General features: G+C 54.9%; 16 protein-coding genes. All 16 read right to left on the bottom strand.

What is annotated here, in order from left to right:
- Nucleotides 1-8 precede the first annotated feature (8 nt).
- The 16 genes from wcaL to wcaA all read right to left on the bottom strand — a co-directional run bounded on the left by wcaL (nt 9) and on the right by wcaA (nt 17,381).
- On the bottom strand, nt 9-1,229 hold the full coding sequence (gene wcaL, locus LDB27_RS08045) for a colanic acid biosynthesis glycosyltransferase WcaL (RefSeq protein ID WP_000868529.1): 1,221 nt from the start codon (nt 1,227-1,229) through the stop codon (nt 9-11).
- Entirely contained in the window at nt 1,226-2,506 is a 1,281-nt protein-coding gene (gene wcaK, locus LDB27_RS08040) for a colanic acid biosynthesis pyruvyl transferase WcaK (protein ID WP_000770902.1), read from the bottom strand. Before wcaK ends, wcaL begins: the two co-directional genes overlap by 4 nt.
- A gap of 21 nt (nt 2,507-2,527) precedes the next feature.
- Nucleotides 2,528-4,006, bottom strand: coding sequence for a colanic acid undecaprenyl disphosphate flippase WzxC (gene wzxC / locus LDB27_RS08035; protein WP_000058681.1), 1,479 nt, complete (start codon nt 4,004-4,006; stop codon nt 2,528-2,530).
- A 132-nt stretch (nt 4,007-4,138) separates the two neighbouring features.
- A complete protein-coding gene (wcaJ, locus tag LDB27_RS08030) occupies nt 4,139-5,533 on the bottom strand; it encodes an undecaprenyl-phosphate glucose phosphotransferase (protein WP_000183163.1) in 1,395 nt (464 codons plus the stop codon).
- Nucleotides 5,534-5,586: 53 nt separating this feature from the next.
- Entirely contained in the window at nt 5,587-6,957 is a 1,371-nt protein-coding gene (gene cpsG, locus LDB27_RS08025; RefSeq protein WP_000164185.1) for a colanic acid biosynthesis phosphomannomutase CpsG, read from the bottom strand.
- A 110-nt stretch (nt 6,958-7,067) separates the two neighbouring features.
- Nucleotides 7,068-8,510 carry a mannose-1-phosphate guanyltransferase gene (gene cpsB / locus LDB27_RS08020; protein ID WP_000605953.1) on the bottom strand — a complete coding sequence of 481 codons (1,443 nt, stop codon included), beginning with the start codon at nt 8,508-8,510 and terminating at the stop codon, nt 7,068-7,070.
- The gene (gene wcaI / locus LDB27_RS08015) at nt 8,507-9,730 is read right to left on the bottom strand and encodes a colanic acid biosynthesis fucosyltransferase WcaI (protein WP_000699646.1); all 1,224 of its coding nucleotides are present in this window, start codon (nt 9,728-9,730) and stop codon (nt 8,507-8,509) included. Before wcaI ends, cpsB begins: the two co-directional genes overlap by 4 nt.
- On the bottom strand, nt 9,727-10,200 hold the full coding sequence (locus tag LDB27_RS08010) for a GDP-mannose mannosyl hydrolase (RefSeq protein ID WP_001530314.1): 474 nt from the start codon (nt 10,198-10,200) through the stop codon (nt 9,727-9,729). The genes wcaI and LDB27_RS08010 overlap by 4 nt, the downstream gene beginning before the upstream one ends.
- A gap of 2 nt (nt 10,201-10,202) precedes the next feature.
- Nucleotides 10,203-11,168 (bottom strand): GDP-L-fucose synthase, encoded by a 966-nt coding sequence (gene fcl / locus LDB27_RS08005; protein WP_001041701.1) that lies wholly within the window; start codon nt 11,166-11,168, stop codon nt 10,203-10,205.
- Nucleotides 11,169-11,170: 2 nt separating this feature from the next.
- Entirely contained in the window at nt 11,171-12,292 is a 1,122-nt protein-coding gene (gmd, locus tag LDB27_RS08000) for a GDP-mannose 4,6-dehydratase (RefSeq protein ID WP_000048160.1), read from the bottom strand.
- A gap of 23 nt (nt 12,293-12,315) precedes the next feature.
- A complete protein-coding gene (gene wcaF / locus LDB27_RS07995) occupies nt 12,316-12,870 on the bottom strand; it encodes a colanic acid biosynthesis acetyltransferase WcaF (protein WP_001153601.1) in 555 nt (184 codons plus the stop codon).
- 15 nt (nt 12,871-12,885) lie between these two features.
- Nucleotides 12,886-13,632, bottom strand: coding sequence for a colanic acid biosynthesis glycosyltransferase WcaE (wcaE, locus tag LDB27_RS07990; RefSeq protein WP_000480132.1), 747 nt, complete (start codon nt 13,630-13,632; stop codon nt 12,886-12,888).
- Nucleotides 13,633-13,644: 12 nt separating this feature from the next.
- Nucleotides 13,645-14,859 carry a colanic acid polymerase WcaD gene (wcaD, locus tag LDB27_RS07985; protein ID WP_000091392.1) on the bottom strand — a complete coding sequence of 405 codons (1,215 nt, stop codon included), beginning with the start codon at nt 14,857-14,859 and terminating at the stop codon, nt 13,645-13,647.
- Entirely contained in the window at nt 14,834-16,051 is a 1,218-nt protein-coding gene (wcaC, locus tag LDB27_RS07980; protein ID WP_001023843.1) for a colanic acid biosynthesis glycosyltransferase WcaC, read from the bottom strand. The genes wcaD and wcaC overlap by 26 nt, the downstream gene beginning before the upstream one ends.
- Nucleotides 16,048-16,536, bottom strand: coding sequence for a colanic acid biosynthesis acetyltransferase WcaB (gene wcaB / locus LDB27_RS07975; RefSeq protein WP_000888724.1), 489 nt, complete (start codon nt 16,534-16,536; stop codon nt 16,048-16,050). The genes wcaC and wcaB overlap by 4 nt, the downstream gene beginning before the upstream one ends.
- 2 nt (nt 16,537-16,538) lie before the next feature.
- Complete coding sequence (gene wcaA, locus LDB27_RS07970) at nt 16,539-17,381, bottom strand: colanic acid biosynthesis glycosyltransferase WcaA (RefSeq protein ID WP_000205695.1); 843 nt, start codon at nt 17,379-17,381, stop codon at nt 16,539-16,541.
- Between the last annotated feature and the right edge of the window lie 72 nt (nt 17,382-17,453).

The raw sequence follows: 17,453 nt of genomic DNA, 5'->3' as shown, positions 1-17,453 counted from the left end.
CACCTCGTTTATATCGTTTGTAGCAGGCTGGCTAACTGGCGATTAATCACCTGCTGGTTAAAATCTTGCGCCACTTTTTCACGGGCGCGCGTGATCACCGACTCCAGCGTGTCGTGGTCAATCCGGCTGAACTCAGCGAGTCGGGCCGCCAGCGCCTGCGCATCGTTTTCCGGCACCAGCCAGCCGGATTTGCCGGCCTCCACCAGTTCCGGAATGCCGCTATGCACGGTAGACACCACGGGAATCCCCACCGCCATCGCCTCCATCAGCGCTACCGGAATACCTTCCATATCGCCATCCGTACCGGTAATCGACGGCAGCAAAAAAACATCGGCGTCATCCAGCATCGCCTTCACTTCATGGCTCGGTTTAAACCCCGGCATCTCAATGACATCCTCTAACTGATACTGCTCGATGAGCGTGCGCAGCCGACGTTCCCACGGGCCAATCCCCAGAATGCGGTAGCGAAACGCCACGCCCTGCGCTTTCAGTTGCCGACAGGCTTCAATCGCCACATGCAGTCCTTTTTTCTCGGTCAGGCGCGCGACGGAAATCATCTCCAGCGGCATCCCTGGCGCTTTCACCGGACGATGGGAAAAACGCGTCATGTCGACGCCCATGCGCGAAACGGCAATCTTTTCCGGCGGGCAGCCCATACTTTTCAGGCGACCGGCCCACAGATCGCTGATGGGCAGCATCAGATCGCCACGACGAAACAACTGCTGATACTCCGGCGTGTAATGACTGAGCACTTCGCGGCTGGAAATATCAATCCCGTGGAAAATAGTCGCGATTTTGCCGCGAAGCACGCCCAGTTCGCGTAGTTTGGCCGCCGTCACGCCCGCCGGACCAAAGTGCGCGATAAACACATCCGCCACAAAAGGGTGGCTCACCTGCGCGCAAATCGCGGAAAGGATCAAATTGCGTGATTCATCGCCATAGCGGATAAAATTGAGCGCTTTCCAGGTCACCGCACGATGCAGCCCCGGCAGCGTTTTACATGCCCGGTAGCGCAGTTTCGCCAGCCGTCCCTGGGGCTCATCCTGTAACCAGCGGGTTTTCGCCGCCAGGCCATACTTCTCCCAGGCGGCGTGAGTATGTTGGGTATCGCCTTTTTGTAACGCGACAATCTCCACCTCATGGCCCATATCAACAAACGCAGTAATCTGATTCAGCACAAAGGTTTCCGATGAGAGTGGAAATTTCAGCAGAAAAAAGCTGACTTTCATTGTTCCTCCCGAATTCTGTCGAGAACGGATTTGATCATCGTGAACCCTTTCGCCCGCTCCTCGGTAACGGCGTTAGCCACTTTTGCCTTTAGCGCAGGCAATTGATTGAGCGTATCGGCCACCACGCTTTGTAATGAACCGTTCAGCAAGTGACGGATATCGATAGCCAATTCCGCCAGGCCTAGCTGCTGCATAATCCCGGCGGATTTATGTTCATAATTAATGGCGATGGCGGGCGTGCCAAAATTCATGGAGATAATGGCGGAATGCAGGCGCGTCCCGATGGTCAGTACGCAGGATGCGAGGATCTTTCCGATTTCCACGTCATTGAGTTCGTCCATCGCGATATGAAAATGCTCTGAGTCGTTTACATACTTCGCCATCCGTAACGCAACCATCCGGTCATCGCGGTTATAGCGATCGATACTGGTGCAGGTCGACAGCGCCAGTACCTGATAACCGTCCGCAATCAGGCGATTCACGACCTGGGCAAATGCCTGCTCATAGGCCTGCTGAGTGGTGCCCAGGCGTTTATCAAACGGCTCCAGATCGCGCAACGTAATCGCGACGGTTTTGCGGCGCGCGGTGACGTCCAGCCAGTGCTGCACAGCATAACTGGCGACAAACTCGTCGTGACGGCGTTCGACTAACCAGGCGGTATCCACCCCCTGCTCTACTTTTCGGGTATCGATCTGCGCGGCGGTCATCAGATCGCGGCTGACGGTTTCACGCAGGATCAGCGCACTGGTGCGCCCAAAAACATAATTGGCGAGCTGGTTAAAGTCAGGGTTCTGGAAAGGGCCGACGCTATGTCCCACCATATAAATTGGTTTGTTCGCCATAAACGCGCACAGCGGATATTCAAAGTGAGTCAAACCGTATAAGTCGACATAGTTTGAACCGCCCACCTGAATGACGGCGTCATACTGCGCAATAAATTGCGCGAATTCGGCAAATTCCGGCGCGATAGCAAAATTACGCAGCGATCCTTCCTGGGCGACTTTAGACAATAAAATTTTATGCTGAAAACGACGGCGTAATACTTTTTTCACCCGACCGTTAAGTCCTGCCGCCGCCTGCTGTTTCTGACTTAACTGATACAGCGGGTCGGCAATAATCGGGCGCCCCTGCAACCAGGCGGAACTCACCGGGAAACGGCTCATCACATCCATCTCCGCCTCTGGCGCCTGTTGACGGATGGCATCAAGCAAACCGCGCATAATGGCGCTATCACCACGGTTGCCGCATGTGTGGTTGCCTAAAATTAATAATTTCATAAATAGCCTCTTATATCCCCGTCATCCGACACGTAATAACTTTTTCAGTTTTGCACTGCCAACAAGCTGATTTTTAATTTCCATCACCAGCGCATTGCGTGAAAAAATAATCATTAAAATAAAACTCAAAATACCGACCATAACCTGTAGCGCGAATACCCCTGACAACGGTAAATAGCCGTCGACCAGCTTTCCTGCGCCGTAGCTGGTAATAAATGTGGGCAATGAGAGATAAAACGGTAGCCACAGGCTGAGAATATACTGACGATAGCTGGAGCCGAGTACCGGCTTAATCATCACGAAATAGCTCAGAATGGTGTTGATGATTTGCACCACCAGGAACCCCAGCGTCACGCCAATCGCCCCCGCCAGATGGCCACCAATGAGAATTGCCGGGATAAACAGAAACGTTTTAAAGACGTTGAACTTAAAGCTGATATCCACGCGCGCTTTCGCCATCAGCAGCGAACCAATCGGGTTGCCGACCGAGCGCAGCAGCCCCACCACGCACAGCAATTGCAGGATCGGGATAATGCTGTTCCACTTCTCGCCAAACACTAACGGCACAAAATTGTTCGCCACTACCATCAGGCCCAACAGCGCGGGAAAATTGATAATTCCCACCACGGAAAGCAACTTATAGAAGTTGACGCGCAGCTTCTCGGTATCGTCCTGGATTTTGGCGAATGCCGGAAATAGCACGCGAGTAATGATGGGGTTAAGCTTTGCCGGCGGCACAACCGCCACGTTGTACGCGAGGTTATATCCCCCGGCGACGCTTGCGCCGAGAATTCTCGCCAGTACCAGCGTCGATAAATTCGTGTTGATGTAATTGACGATACTGTCCGCCGTCAGCCACGCGCCAAAACGCAGGTTCGTGGACACCGATGCCAGCGAAAAATGCAGCCCCGGACGGTAAATCTTGCGGCCAAAGTAACCAAACAGCAGCGTTCGCACCGCGCTGTTCACCAGATAGCCGAGAATCGCGGTTAACGCCAGCGGCCAGTAATGGGCGCTAATCACCGTAAAGGTGAACCCCGCCAGCACGGAGGTCGTTTCGATCATGCCGATCTTATTGAACTCCAGCTCTTTTTGCATCAGCGCGCGGAACTGCTGCCCGTGAGGGATCACGATAAACGCCAGCGACAACGTTTTGATTAACGGCGCGAGATCCGGGTTATGCAAAACATGGGCAATCGCATCGCTCAGCCAAAAGACCACCGCAAATACCACAATCCCAAGCCCAACGTTTAGCCAGTAAAGCGTGGTCAGCTCCAGATGCCCAATCGTTTTACGCTGGATAATCGAGTTCGCGATGCCAAAGTCCGAGATCGTGTCGGCCAGCGCGATAATCACCAGCGAGACGGTCAACAGGCCAAACTGGTGGTTGTCGATGATCCGCGCCAGCACCGTCATCTGAATTAACCCCAGACCGATAATCACTATCGTGGCGATAGCCGACCATTTAGCGCCGCTGATCGTTTTTTGTCGTAAACTCATTCTTTTCTCCAGAACCTGTTCACAAGGCGTCATTGGCGCAGCCAGATTGAACACGGACAGCGCGGGAAAACCGGAGCGTACACGCTGCCCTGGTTCAATATGGCAAGTAAAATAGCCTTGTGGGTCAGGTTCTTAATACGCCGCTTTATTAACAAACCCTTTAAAAATCGTCAGAAAAACGATTTTGATATCGAACCAAATACTCCATTCGCGGATGTATTCCAGGTCGAATTCCACGCGTTTTTCCATTTTCTCCAGCGTATCGGTCTCACCGCGCCAGCCATTAATTTGCGCCCAGCCGGTGATGCCCGGCTTCATCTTGTGGCGTAGCATGTAACCTTCAATCAACTGACGATACTGTTCGTTATGCGCCACCGCGTGCGGGCGAGGACCGACGATAGACATCCCGCCGGTTAATACGTTGATAAACTGCGGTAATTCATCCAGCGAGGTACGACGCAAAAAGTTACCTACCCGGGTGACGCGCGGATCGTTTTGTGTCGCCTGGGTAACGACCTTATCGTTCTCCATCACCTTCATTGAGCGGAACTTCCAGACCTTGATCGGCTTGCCGTCCATCCCGTAGCGCGTCTGACGGAAAATCACCGGCCCGGGCGAGCTCAATTTGACCGCCAGCGCAATGCAGCACAGTACCGGTGAGATGAGCAGCAGAATCAGCGACGCCAGCACGATATCTTCTGCCCGTTTAAGCAGACGGTTAATCCCTGACAGCGGCGTGTCATACAGCGGAACGACCGGAACGCCGCTCATCTCCTCCACGCGCGAGTGGAGAATATTAAAGGTGAACACATCGGGAATAAGGATCACCGAGCAGGTGGTGTCGGCCAGCTCGCGCACCAGTTTTTTCACCATGGCGCCGTCGCTCATTGACATAGCGATATAAACATTGTGAATTCGCGAGGCTTTCGCATCGTCAATTAACTGCTCGAAGTTCCCGGCCCAGTCAGCAGAGACGCCGCCCGGTTTGGGATCGTGATAGACGCCCACCACCTCAAAACCCAGCCACGGCTCATTACGGAAGCTATCCAGCAACGCCTGGCCCGCAGGCAAATCTCCGGCGACGGCGACCCGGCGAGTGTTATAACCACGATTGCGTAGCCAGCCCGCGCCGAAACGAATAAATGAACGGCATAACACTAAACCCAGGCTGGACAGCGCATACCAGGCCAGCCAGGTGGCAAGGCGGTTGTCAAAGTCATCATTAAACGCCACCAGACCGGCGCTGAAGATCAGGCTCAGCGTCCAGTTTTGCAGTAACAGCGTTAACTCTGTCGACATTTTGACGCCGCGCCAGGAGCGATAAAAATCGGTCATCCCGCCCAGCATTTGAAAAACAACCAGCGTAATCAGCGCCACCAACAGGTGCATGTACAGGAATGGCAGTCCACTGACTTCACAGATGAACCACAGCCCGCCAAACATGATGGTGATATCTGAAAAGCGTTGCACCATAGAGATTAACGATGCATTGGTTTTGGCTCGTTCGCGCTTTTTTAGATTTGTCATCGTTGTTCCTGTGATTGGCCCCTTACCCGCAGGCGGTAAGGGGAGATCTGACGTTACTGATTCAGCAGCGCCAGCAGAGTGCGTGTTCGCGCTTCCATCAGCGGAATATCGCCGCGTGATTCCACATTCAGGCGCACCACCGGTTCGGTGTTCGACGAGCGCAGGTTGAAACGCCAGTCGGCGAACGACATGCTGAGTCCGTCCGTGCGGTCCACCGCCTGCGCCTCTTCCGCGAAGTGCGCTTCCACCCGCGCGATGGCCGCTGCCGGCTCCGCCAGCCTGCTGTTGATTTCCCCGCTCGCCGGGAACGCCGCCATCCGGTCGCGGACCAGTTCACCCAGCGACTGTCCCTTCAGGCACACCAGCTCCGCCACCAGCAGCCACGGGATCATTCCGCTGTCACAGTAGGCAAAATCACGAAAATAGTGATGCGCGCTCATTTCCCCGCCATAAATGGCATCCTCCGTACGCATCCGCTCCTTGATAAAGGCGTGCCCGGTTTTTGACATCACCGGCGTCCCGCCCGCCGCCGTCACCACTGCCTCCGTGTTCCAGGTCAGGCGCGGGTCGTGGATAATCTTCGCCCCCGGGTGTTTTTCCAGAAACGCTTCCGCCAGCAGCCCGACGATGTAGTACCCCTCGATAAACTGCCCTTTCTCATCGAACAGGAAGCAGCGGTCGAAGTCGCCGTCAAAGGCGATGCCCATGTCCGCCCCGTGTTCAATAACGGCCTTGCGGGTGTCGTCGCGACACTCCGGCAGCAACGGGTTGGGAATGCCGTTCGGGAAGGTGCCGTCCGGGGTGTTGTGGATTTTGATGAACTCCACCGGCGCGCCCAGCGCCTTCAGACGCGCTTCGATGGCGTCAATGACCGGCCCCGCCGCCCCGTTGCCGGAATTCACCACCAGCTTCAGCGGGGTGAGATTGTTAACACTGATGTAGGCGAGCAGGTGGTCGATGTAGGCGTCGCGCAGGCTGATTTGTCTGTAGCTGCCGCGCGCGGCGTCGTTCACCGGCGGGAAATCGCCCGCTTCCGCCAGACGCTGAACGTCGCGCAGACCGGTGTCGCCGCTTATCGGGCGGGCGCCCTCGCGCACCAGCTTCATACCGTTGTAGTCCATCGGGTTATGGCTGGCGGTCACTTCAATACCGCCGTCCACGCCGAGGTGGAAGGTGGCGAAGTAAATCTCTTCGGTGCCGGACATACCGATATCCAGCACGTCGACGCCCGCGTCCTGTAACCCTTTCGCCAGCGCCAGCTTCAGCGCCTCGCTGGTCAGGCGCACGTCGCCGCCCAGCACGATGGTTTTCGGTTTTAAATATTCGCCGTAAGCGCGGCCAATCCGCCACGCGATATCTTCATTGAGCTCTTCGCCCAGCCTGCCGCGAATGTCGTAGGCCTTGAAACAGGTTAATTTTGTCATGTTCTTACCCTTCTTCAGGCAACAGTTAGCCCTGACCGTAAATGGCCAACATCGTTATTGTTGTTCATTGCCGGATGGCGCGTTGCGCTTACCGGGCACCATTGCAGGCGTCAGACCCGCCCGTAACGGTCCTCGAACCGCACCACGTCGTCCTCTTCGAGATACGAGCCGGAACGCACTTCAATTAAATCGAGCGGTATTTTTCCCGGATTTTCCAGGCAGTGGGTCGCCCCCAGCGGAATATAGATGGACTCGTTTTCACCGAGCAGCTTAACCTCGCCGTTGATGGTGACTCTGGCGGTCCCTGCCACCACCACCCAGTGCTCGGCGCGGTGATGGTGCATCTGTACCGACAGTCCTTCCCCCGGCTTGACGGTAATGCGCTTCACCTGATAGCGCTCGCCCGCGTCGATGGAGTCGTATTTGCCCCACGGACGGTAAACCTCGCGATGCATGTGGTGCTCATGGCGTCCGTCGGCCTTGATCTTCTCCACCACCTTTTTCACGTCCTGCACCGCGTGGCGATCGGCAATCAGCACGGCGTCTTTGGTCTGCACCACCACCAGATCCTTCACACCGACGGTGGTCACCAGGCCGGATTCGGCGTAAACGTAGCTGTTTTCCGTTTTATGGCTGATGACGTCGCCGTGGTGGACATTTCCCTCCGGGGTGTGGGCGCTGATTTCCCACAGCGAGGACCACGAGCCGACATCGCTCCAGCCCGCGTCCATTGGCATCACCACCGCGTCCGCCGTCCGCTCCATCACCGCGTAGTCAATGGACTCTTCCGGACAGGCGAGGAAGGCCTCTTCATCCACACGAATGAAGTCAAGATCCGGATCGACGCCGCGCATCGCCTGTTCACAAGCGGCCAGAATATCGGGGCGGAACTTTTTCAGCTCTTCCAGATAGCGTCCGGCGCGGAACAGAAACATGCCGCTGTTCCAGTAGTAATCGCCGCTGGCGACGTAGGCCTGGGCGGTTTCCAGCCCCGGCTTCTCAACGAACTGCGCCACCTCAAAAGCCACCGCATCCGTCGCGCCCGGCACGACATCACCGCGCCGGATATAGCCATAGCCGGTTTCCGGCAGATCCGGCACAATACCGAAGGTCACCAGTTTGCCCGCGTAAGCATAGGGCATGGCGCCGCGCACCGCGTCGCGGAAGGCCTCTTCATTGGCGATCGCATGATCCGCCGCCAGTACCAGCATCAGCGGATCGCAGTCCGTATGCTGGCGCGTCGCTGCCAGCGCCGCCAGCGCAATCGCCGGCGCGGTATTGCGCCCGGCGGGCTCAAGAATAATGTTCTCCGTCAGCTTATTGAGCTGGCGGAGCTGTTCGGCAACGATAAAACGGTGCTGTTCGTTGCAGATAACCACCGGGCTTTCGCACTCCACGCCGTTCAGACGGCAAATGGTGGTTTGCAGCATGGTGAGATCGCCTTTCAGGCACAAAAACTGTTTTGGATAAAGCACGCGAGAAAGCGGCCACAATCGGCTACCGGAGCCACCGGCCATCACAACCGGGTAAAGTTTTGTCTGACGCATTATCATCCCCGAATATCTGCAATAAATTGGCGTAGCACGTTCTCTTTATTGAGCGTGCGTTCGGCGTATTCACGTGCCGTCGTGTTGTTTTTCGGCATGGCGAGCGCCTGGCTAATCCCGTCGACCAGCGCGTCGGTTGACTCCGGCTCCACGCAAACGGCGATGCCCGGATAACGCGCGCAAAGTTGTCCTAATTCGGTGTGCGGCTCAGCGGTAATTACCGCATTGCCGCCGACCGCCAGAATGTTAGTCAGCTTGGAGGGCAGTACCGCATCCGCCGCGCCGCGCTTTTGCACCACCAGATGGCAGTCGCCCATTTTCAGCAGCGCGGGTAAGGCGTCGTAAGGCTGCAGCGGGAGGAATTTAATATTTGGCAGGCCGCGTTCGCGGGCCATGTTCTCCAGCCGCGCCTTGCCGCCCCCCTGGCCGACAATCGCGAAAATCAGCGGTCGATCGCGTAATCGTTCCGCGGCGTCTATCACCTTTTCCAGCCCTTGCTTTTCGCCGATATTGCCGGAATAGAGCACGATTTTTTTACCCTCTGGCAAGCCAAGCTGCTGACGCAAAGCCGTCACGTCAGCGTCATTAACGTCCTGAAAGCGCGCCACTTCCGACCAGTTCGGAAAAAAGAGGATTTTTTCCGCCGCGACGCCCTTTTCCCGCGCTTTATTCATCATGGAGCGAGAGATGGTCGAAACATTATCAACGTTACGCAGCGCGCTGCGTTCAAAGGCCGTCGCTAACCGCGCTACGCTGCCGCGCTTGCCTTTTCCCGCCATTCCTAAGCCGAGCATGGCGTCCGCTTCGTAATCCTGAATATGCAGTACGGTACGCGCGCCGGAGAGTGTCGCCAGCAGACGCATTCCCGGCGTACAAAAGAGCGTCGGTACAACGCCGATAATCCGATCCGGCTTCCAGCGACGCTGCGCCATCAGTGGGAAAAAACTGCTCAATGCAAAGCTCCCCAGATGAAGCAACCGTTTTAAGGTGGAGGGCTGTTTCGGCACATACAGCGGGCAGCGCCAGACGGTAGCCTCGCCCTCTTCCCGGCGATAGCGCCAGGCGGAATAGCGCTCGCCGACCTTCCACTGCGGGTAGTACGGCGGCGCAGTAATGACCCGCACCTCATGGCCTTCCCGCGCCATCCACGCCACCATTTCGCCGGTATATTTGCCGATACCGGTCAGTTCCGGCGAATAGTTAATGCCATAGACCAGGATCTTCATAGGCCCACCGCCGGCGCGTCAGGAAGGAAGTAGGCCCGACTGTTCTCATGAACATTATCGCTTGCCAGAAGCTGTTCCGGCGTCAGCCAGCGGTAACTGCCATGCTGGGTCTCAGGCAGGCGTAAATCGCTCTCCGCCACGCGCAGACGAAAGCCGAGCACGATGTAGTGAGTTGAAAAATCCTCACCGGAAAAGTTGTCGTCATAGAAGTGCTGCCAGACGCCATAAAACGTCCCTGCCGCCAGCGGCAGACGCACGCCCAGTTCCGCCTGCGTCAGGCGTGCAAAGGCGGCCTCCAGCGTTTCGTCTTTGCACACCCGCCCCCCCGGCACAAACCAGTAGCCCTGCGCCGGACGGTTGAGACGCTGGCCCAGTAAAATTTCCCCCTGGCCGTTTTCCACAATGAAATCGAGGGAGATGAGGGGCGTCGCCCGCACCACGGCGGCGAAATCTTCCTGACGTAAAAACATTGTCACCCCCGGAACCGTTGCTGATTCTCAAGGAACCACTGGTAAGTACCGGCAAGCCCTGCCTCCAGTGAAATTTCGTGATACCAGCCAAGCTGATGCAGGCGCGTGACGTCGAGCAATTTACGCGGCGTGCCGTCCGGCTTCGCGGCGTCGAACACCACCCGGCCCTGGTAACCCACCACCTTTGCGATGGTCTGCGCCAGCTCGCGGATGGTGCAGTCCACGCCAGTGCCGACGTTAATGTGCGACAGCATCGGGGCAGTGTTCTCCTGCCACACTTCACGCGCCAGCTCCATCACGTGAATACTGGCCGCCGCCATATCGTCAACGTGCAGAAATTCACGCATCGGCGTGCCGCTGCCCCACACCACCACCTCCGGCGCGTGGCTCTGCGCAGCCTCATGAAAGCGACGCAGCAGCGCCGGGATCACATGTGAATTGTCCGGGTGGAAATTGTCATGCGGGCCGTACAGGTTGGTTGGCATCACCGAACGGTAGTCGCGACCGTACTGCCGGTTGTAGGACTCGCACAGTTTAATCCCGGCGATCTTGGCGATGGCGTACGGCTCGTTGGTCGGCTCCAGCGTCCCCTGCAGCAGCTCGCTTTCCGCCATCGGCTGCCTTGCCAGTTTCGGATAGATACAGGACGAACCGAGAAACAGCAGTTTGTTCACGTTGTGCAGGTGCGCGGCGTGAATAATGTTGCTCTCTATCATCATGTTTTCATAAATAAAATCCGCCGGATACGTGTTGTTGGCGACAATGCCGCCCACTTTCGCCGCCGCCAGATAAACCTGGTCGATACCCGCCCCGGCAAAGAACGCCTGTACCGCACGCCCGTCGAGCAGATCCAGCTCATCGCGGGTGCGCAGTACCAGTTCCACGTCGCCGCGCTGCGCAAGCTGCCGTACAATGGCGGATCCCACCATCCCACGATGGCCCGCCACAAAAATTCGTTGCTTATTCATTCTCAGGACTCCAGCGCGATGGCCACCTCGTAACCGTGAGATTTCAGCAGTGAGTGTTTTTTCGCGGCCTCCAGATCGTTCGCCACCATCTCGGAGACCATCTCCGACAGGGTGATTTCCGGTTTCCAGCCCAGTTTCTCATGCGCTTTGGACGGGTCGCCCAGCAGGGTTTCCACTTCCGCCGGACGGAAATAACGCGGATCAACGGCCACAATCACATCGCCCGGTTTCACGCCCGGCGCATCGTGTCCGGTAACGGATACCACGATCCCTTTCTCATTAATGCCTTCGCCTTCAAAGCGCAGTTTTATCCCCAGTTGCGCCGCCGCCAGCTCCACAAACTGGCGTACGGAATACTGCACGCCGGTGGCAATCACGAAATCTTCCGGCTGCTCCTGCTGTAACATCATCCACTGCATTCGCACGTAATCTTTCGCATGACCCCAGTCGCGCAGCGAGTCCATGTTGCCGAGATACAGGCAGGACTCCAGTCCCTGGGCGATATTGGCGATGGCGCGGGTGATCTTACGGGTGACGAAGGTTTCGCCGCGACGCGGGGACTCGTGGTTAAACAGAATGCCGTTACAGGCGTAAATACCGTAGGATTCACGGTAGTTGACGGTGATCCAGTAGGCGTACAGTTTCGCTACCGCATAGGGGGAACGCGGGTAGAACGGCGTGGTCTCTTTCTGCGGAATTTCCTGCACCAGACCGTACAGTTCAGAGGTGGAGGCCTGGTAGAACCGCGTTTTCTTTTCAAGACCGAGGAAGCGGATCGCCTCCAGCAGGCGCAGAGTGCCCATCGCATCCACATCGGCGGTATATTCCGGCGACTCAAACGACACCGCCACGTGGCTCATCGCGCCCAGGTTGTAAACCTCATCCGGCTGCACTTCCTGTAAAATACGGGTCAGGTTGGAGGCGTCGGTCAGGTCACCATAATGCAGATGAAATTTCGGGTTGCAGCTGTGCGGGTCCTGATAAATATGGTCCACGCGCTCGGTATTAAACGATGACGCGCGGCGCTTGATACCATGCACCTCATACCCTTTTTCCAGCAGAAATTCTGCCAGGTAAGAACCATCCTGTCCGGTTACGCCAGTAATGAGAGCGACTTTTGACATTTTCATTTCCTCAAATAGTCCCGTTAGGGAGTAACTTTCTGAACGCGCTGGCGCGTTACCACTGCGGGATTGCCCCGACAAATCGCGTTTGCCGGTAATGATTTAAATACGCTGCTGCGCGCGCCGACGACGGTGCCATGACCTATCATCACGCCGGGCGCGACAAAAACATCGGTTGCCAGCCAACATTTTTCGCCAATAACAATCGGCGCGGCGTTAATATCGAAATGGGCGCTGGTATAATCATGGCTACCGGTACACAAATACCCTTTTTGTGAAATGACCGCATGTGCGCCAATATTAATTTCACCCAACGTATATAACACCGCGTCGTCGCCTACCCAGGCATAATCGCCGACGGTTAATTTCCACGGATAGGTAATTTTTACTGACGGTCGAATAACCACATTCTTTCCAATTTTGGCGCCAAACAGACGCAGCAAAAAGGCTCGCCAGCGATACAATATTTGCGGCGACCCGGCGAATAATGTCGCCTGTACCGCCCACCATAATTGTACTTTTAGCGCATTAGCGCCGCGGAACCCCTTCGGCACCGTAAAGCCGCTAAGATCCTGCATAATAACTCCCGGTGATTAGACTTTGTTATATCGCGCTTTTGTTTTACCCGTCGTTTTCAGACGTAATAAATAGGATAATTGCGCCCAAAACCCTGGCACACGTAATATTTTTCGCTGTACGTTTTTTGCATCCTGACATAATTCCAGATTATTCGAGGTTGACACGCCGCCCATCGAAAATTCAGATACCAGTCCGTTAATTCGCCGAAAAGGATAGCCTGCTTTATAGAGACGGGCCGCCAGCGCATAATCTGAAGAGACATGATATTGCAGATCATAAGGATACTTTTTTAACGCTGCCGTCGGGAAAAATATCGCCTGATGGCTGGCTGGCAAACTATGGTAGATATAATACCCGGGTTTAGCCTTCCGGCGTATTTTATGCCCGCCGCCGAAATCCAGCAGCGCGTCGCCAATATACATCGCCTCGCCCTTTTGTCGCGCCAGTTGGCGGACAAACAGCGCGGCATCATCATGGAACGCATCACCGGAATTAAGAAACAGGGTATAGCGCCCCTGCGCCAGCGCAATGCCTTTGTTCATGGCATCATAAATACCGCGATCCTTTTCACTGATAAAACGCAGGTTAAACTCACCGTGACGTTTTTGCAGAAATTCGCGCGTGCCGTCCTCCGAACCGCCATCCACTACGATCCATTCAAATGACAGACCCGGATCGCGCGCCAGATTGCGCAGCGAGCGCCAGGTTTTTACCACCCCTTCGTAATTGCGAAAGGCGACGGTAACGACGCTTAAAAACATGCCACCACCCCGTTATGAAATTTTTAACGCCTTGCGCAAAATGAACGGACAGACGATTAAAAAAGCATATTCCGGGCTAAATATTGAACCGGTAAAAAACAGCGACACCGGCGTAAAAAGATAGAGCTGCACCCGAAAATTGCGATTATCGCCAAACGCATTTAGCGCCATTTTTAAAACTTTCCCCATATACCACAGCGTCATTAGCACTGCGAACCAGGAAAAATAAATAATCAGCAGATACAATCCATTGTCTATGGTTTTCCCGACATCCGCACCGTTAAAGATTCCGAATGATGCGACATATTCATAAAGTGAGCCAAATCTGACTACACCATCAATATGGGTCAAGGAATATCCGACCATGACTAAGGGTCCCACAATACGATAATAAGAAGATGAGCCTTCCGTCCCTAAATCGCCAAGTCGTGTCGCGATATAAGGAAATGCAATAATTACCCCAACCAAAAACAGGGTTAATGAGACCAGCGCCAGTGGAAGTTTTTTCTTTATCGCATCCTTATTCAAATATTGGAACGCCCACTCCAGAAGATAAAACAGGATAAAGGTCATTACCCCTGAAAATGATCCTGATAATATTATCCCTGCCAGAATCATAGCATCGCTTTTCGGTGTTTTGATACCAAACTGTTTGATGCTCAGCCAAATTGAGATTAGTGCCAAAGCGAAAAATGCCGGTTCAAAATAAAGCGCAGTGGTACGCTTACCGCCAAATTTTATGAAGTTCAGTACGTAGCTATTACTGTAAATGAGATATTTCGAAATTCCTTCCATAATACTGCTGCCGCCGGTAAGGATAATTTGCGCCATCTCAACCGCGGCGAGCGCGACCACTATACCCACCACCAGATAAAAAAAACGCAAAATCTTTCGGTGGTTATGCGCGGAAATGGTTTTGAATCGGATACTCCAGACCATCCCGATAATGACCACAATATAGACAAACAGCATCGTGGACGTGACATATTTACCAGCATTCAGCGACTGGCCGAACAGGAAGTTAAATGCCGTAAGCCCCGCGCCGATGCCTAAGGCGATCATCAATTTTTTTACGCTAATGCGTTCCACAAATAACAGCAGCAACAGCGGTAAAAAAGTGACGATGGTAATGGGAAAGCTTTCCCCCAGTTGGGCAATCTTGACATTGACCAGTAGGTAGATCAGCGGCAGCAGCAGGTAGCTACAGATTCTGATAGAACGAGACATACTCCTCCAGCATCTGTTGACCGCTGTACGCGACGCGGCTACGCATACGAAAGGCGTCCAGCGTTGCGCCAAATACCGCCTGAGCAATCTCTGGCTTACGCCGCTGCGCCAGGCGCAGTACATCTGTAGCGGCAAAGGTCTGGCCGCCGGATTTCGCCAGCACCTCCTGCGCCGCCTCGCTGTGGGTAGCGAGCACCGGTACGCCGATCGAGAGCGCTTCACACAAGATCAGCGGATAGTTATCGACCCGCGAGCTAAAGACCAGCGCATCCATCTCATTGAGCGCGCTCATTAATTTGCGCTTATCGGTTTCAAAACCGTGATTAACGACGTTTTGGCCGGTAAAAGGCGAAAATTTACCAAAGGTATGCAGTTCAATTTTTTCGCCCAGCGCCATCATGTCGTGTACCAGACGCTGGTCAGTTTTGCCGTCGTAACGCAAGTCATGCGCCACAATGGCAATTCGCGGTTTTCCCGGATTCAGCGGCACAGGTGATAGCTGCGCGAGAATCGCCTCAGTCGCCAGATCGATACCGTTGTTAATAATCTGGCAGCGCCCCGCGCCATAAACGCTGTTAAAGGCCTCGGCCACGTGCTGGCTCGGCGAAATAAACCGGCAGCCCAGCCGCAGCATGTCACGAAAGCGCTGACGTTTGCCGTCAATAAGCTGGTGCGCCCGATCCACCCTGACCGGCGGATAATTGCTTAGGGTCGGACATTTTTGGCAGCCGCTTTTCCAGCCCTCACAACCGTCGGTGAAGGCGCAACGCCCGGTGACGCTCCAGTGATCGTGCAGCGTCCAGACCAGCGTGACGTCCGGTTTTTGCGCTTTGACTTTTTCGCAAAACGTCACGATGTCCGCCAGGTTTAGCCAGTAACTGTGGAGAACATGAAAATGCAGCACCAGCGGGCCGGATGTCTGGATAACCGTGCGGTAAAGATTGTCGAGATTGCCAAACAGATCGCGATTCAGGAAACGAAATAGCGCGATATTGGCGATTGCCGTGCCGCGCGGCGTCTGTTTTATCACCTGCGGATAGCGGTGGTGACTGACGCTTTTTTTTCCGCCTTTGCCATAACCATAGACAAAACGTGACGTCAGCCCTTTTTGCAGCGCCCGCAGATGGAGATCCAACGCCACTCCCGCCGCGCCGCCTTCCGCCAGCCGTACATTAAATTGCAGAATATTCATGTGCTGACCTTCACCCGTGCTTTTTCTCCCACCACCAGCGCATGGTCCGGAATACTGTCAAGCACCACGCTACCCGCGCCAATCGTGACGTGATTACCGATAGTAATATCGCCAAGCAGGATGACATTCGCCCCCAGCTCAACGCCGTGACCAATCACCGGACAAGCCAGGCTGTCCGCGCCGCGATTGCCAATGGTGACGCCGTGGCGAATGGTAAAATCGTCACCGGCGACGACATGTTTGTTGATCACTACCGCGTAACCATGATGGATAGTGAACCGCCGACCAATGGTCGCGGCGGCCTGGATTTCATACCCGAACAGGCATTCCGTGATCACGCGATACAGCACCAGCACCGGCGCGGCCCACAGATTATTCAGCACATTCTTTTTGCGCCAGACGGAACAAAAATGAGCGATACGGTAGGCCAGCACCATGCAACAAGGGCGTAAGCTCCAGCTATTCGCGCGTAAGTCTTCCAGCATCGTTATCGCCCCCGCAGCCCGGCCGCCAGGCGTTTGCTATTACGCACGGAGAGCAACGTCAGCAACGTGCGCCAGGTCATTCGCTTATTGCGAATTTGGTACAGGGTAAAAAGCTGGTATTTTTTACTGGCGCGATCAAATTTATCTTTGTGCTTACGATAAAAATGGAAATAGCCGGAGAACTTTTTCGGCGAAGAGGTAATCTGCATCTCGCCGTGGTTGATATGTAAAATTTGCGTCGCCTCTTCGACTTTCCACGGTTCGCCATACTCCACCACCATGCGCAGAAAAATGTCGTAGTCCTGCGCCGCCTTGAGTTCGGTATCGAACAAACACGCTTTAAAACGCCAGGCCCAGGTAAAAACCTGATTGCCAATAATATTGCGCTTGTAGAACAAGCGGCGCGAATAAGGGGATTTCGGATACAGCGGCAGGCTGGCAGGCTGAGAGTAGACCTCGCCCTCGCACACATAGTCGTTGGCATACAAAAAGGCGTGCGTAGTCAACTGGTGTTTATGGGCCAGAAACACGCTCAGACGGTTTGGCGTCCATTCATCGTCATCATCAATACCGGTAATGTAATGCCCTTGCGCCTGCATAATGGCCTGGTTGCGAACCGCGCAGGCGCCAGTATTCCTGGCATTATGGGTATAACGGACGCGCGGGTCGTTCAGCTCCTCAACAAATTGTTGTAGCTGCTGATAAGACGAGGAGCAATCATCCACGATGATCATCTCCCAGTGACGGTAGTCCTGACGTAGTACTGATTTAATCGCCCGGATAGCCAACTGCTGCCTGTTCCAGGTTGGCATATAAATTGAGATCAGCGGATTGTCTGTTGTCATGCTTATTCCCCAGATAGTTTTGCCGCATGGCGCTACGCTTGTCCGGCCTACAGTCACAGGCCGCGCCATCCG

The sequence above is a fragment of the Salmonella sp. JXY0409-18 genome (assembly GCF_020268625.1).
GTDB lineage: Bacteria > Pseudomonadota > Gammaproteobacteria > Enterobacterales > Enterobacteriaceae > Salmonella > Salmonella enterica.
The sequence above is the reverse complement of the archived record's forward strand: the minus strand, read 5'-3'. Positions and strand labels throughout refer to the sequence as shown.

Excerpts from the sequence above, each read along its gene's own strand:
- wcaI (WP_000699646.1), bottom strand. The coding sequence starts at position 9,730 with ATGAAGATCCTGGTCTATGGCATTAACTATTCGCCGGAACTGACCGGT.
- wcaB (WP_000888724.1), bottom strand. The coding sequence starts at position 16,536 with ATGCTGGAAGACTTACGCGCGAATAGCTGGAGCTTACGCCCTTGTTGC.
- wcaL (WP_000868529.1), bottom strand. The coding sequence starts at position 1,229 with ATGAAAGTCAGCTTTTTTCTGCTGAAATTTCCACTCTCATCGGAAACC.
- LDB27_RS08010 (WP_001530314.1), bottom strand. The coding sequence starts at position 10,200 with ATGTTTTTACGTCAGGAAGATTTCGCCGCCGTGGTGCGGGCGACGCCC.
- fcl (WP_001041701.1), bottom strand. The coding sequence starts at position 11,168 with ATGAATAAGCAACGAATTTTTGTGGCGGGCCATCGTGGGATGGTGGGA.
- gmd (WP_000048160.1), bottom strand. The coding sequence starts at position 12,292 with ATGTCAAAAGTCGCTCTCATTACTGGCGTAACCGGACAGGATGGTTCT.
- cpsG (WP_000164185.1), bottom strand. The coding sequence starts at position 6,957 with ATGACAAAATTAACCTGTTTCAAGGCCTACGACATTCGCGGCAGGCTG.
- wcaJ (WP_000183163.1), bottom strand. The coding sequence starts at position 5,533 with ATGACAAATCTAAAAAAGCGCGAACGAGCCAAAACCAATGCATCGTTA.
- wcaK (WP_000770902.1), bottom strand. The coding sequence starts at position 2,506 with ATGAAATTATTAATTTTAGGCAACCACACATGCGGCAACCGTGGTGAT.
- wcaC (WP_001023843.1), bottom strand. The coding sequence starts at position 16,051 with ATGAATATTCTGCAATTTAATGTACGGCTGGCGGAAGGCGGCGCGGCG.
- wcaA (WP_000205695.1), bottom strand. The coding sequence starts at position 17,381 with ATGACAACAGACAATCCGCTGATCTCAATTTATATGCCAACCTGGAAC.
- wcaF (WP_001153601.1), bottom strand. The coding sequence starts at position 12,870 with ATGCAGGATCTTAGCGGCTTTACGGTGCCGAAGGGGTTCCGCGGCGCT.
- wcaE (WP_000480132.1), bottom strand. The coding sequence starts at position 13,632 with ATGTTTTTAAGCGTCGTTACCGTCGCCTTTCGCAATTACGAAGGGGTG.
- wzxC (WP_000058681.1), bottom strand. The coding sequence starts at position 4,006 with ATGAGTTTACGACAAAAAACGATCAGCGGCGCTAAATGGTCGGCTATC.
- cpsB (WP_000605953.1), bottom strand. The coding sequence starts at position 8,510 with ATGATAATGCGTCAGACAAAACTTTACCCGGTTGTGATGGCCGGTGGC.
- wcaD (WP_000091392.1), bottom strand. The coding sequence starts at position 14,859 with ATGTCTCGTTCTATCAGAATCTGTAGCTACCTGCTGCTGCCGCTGATC.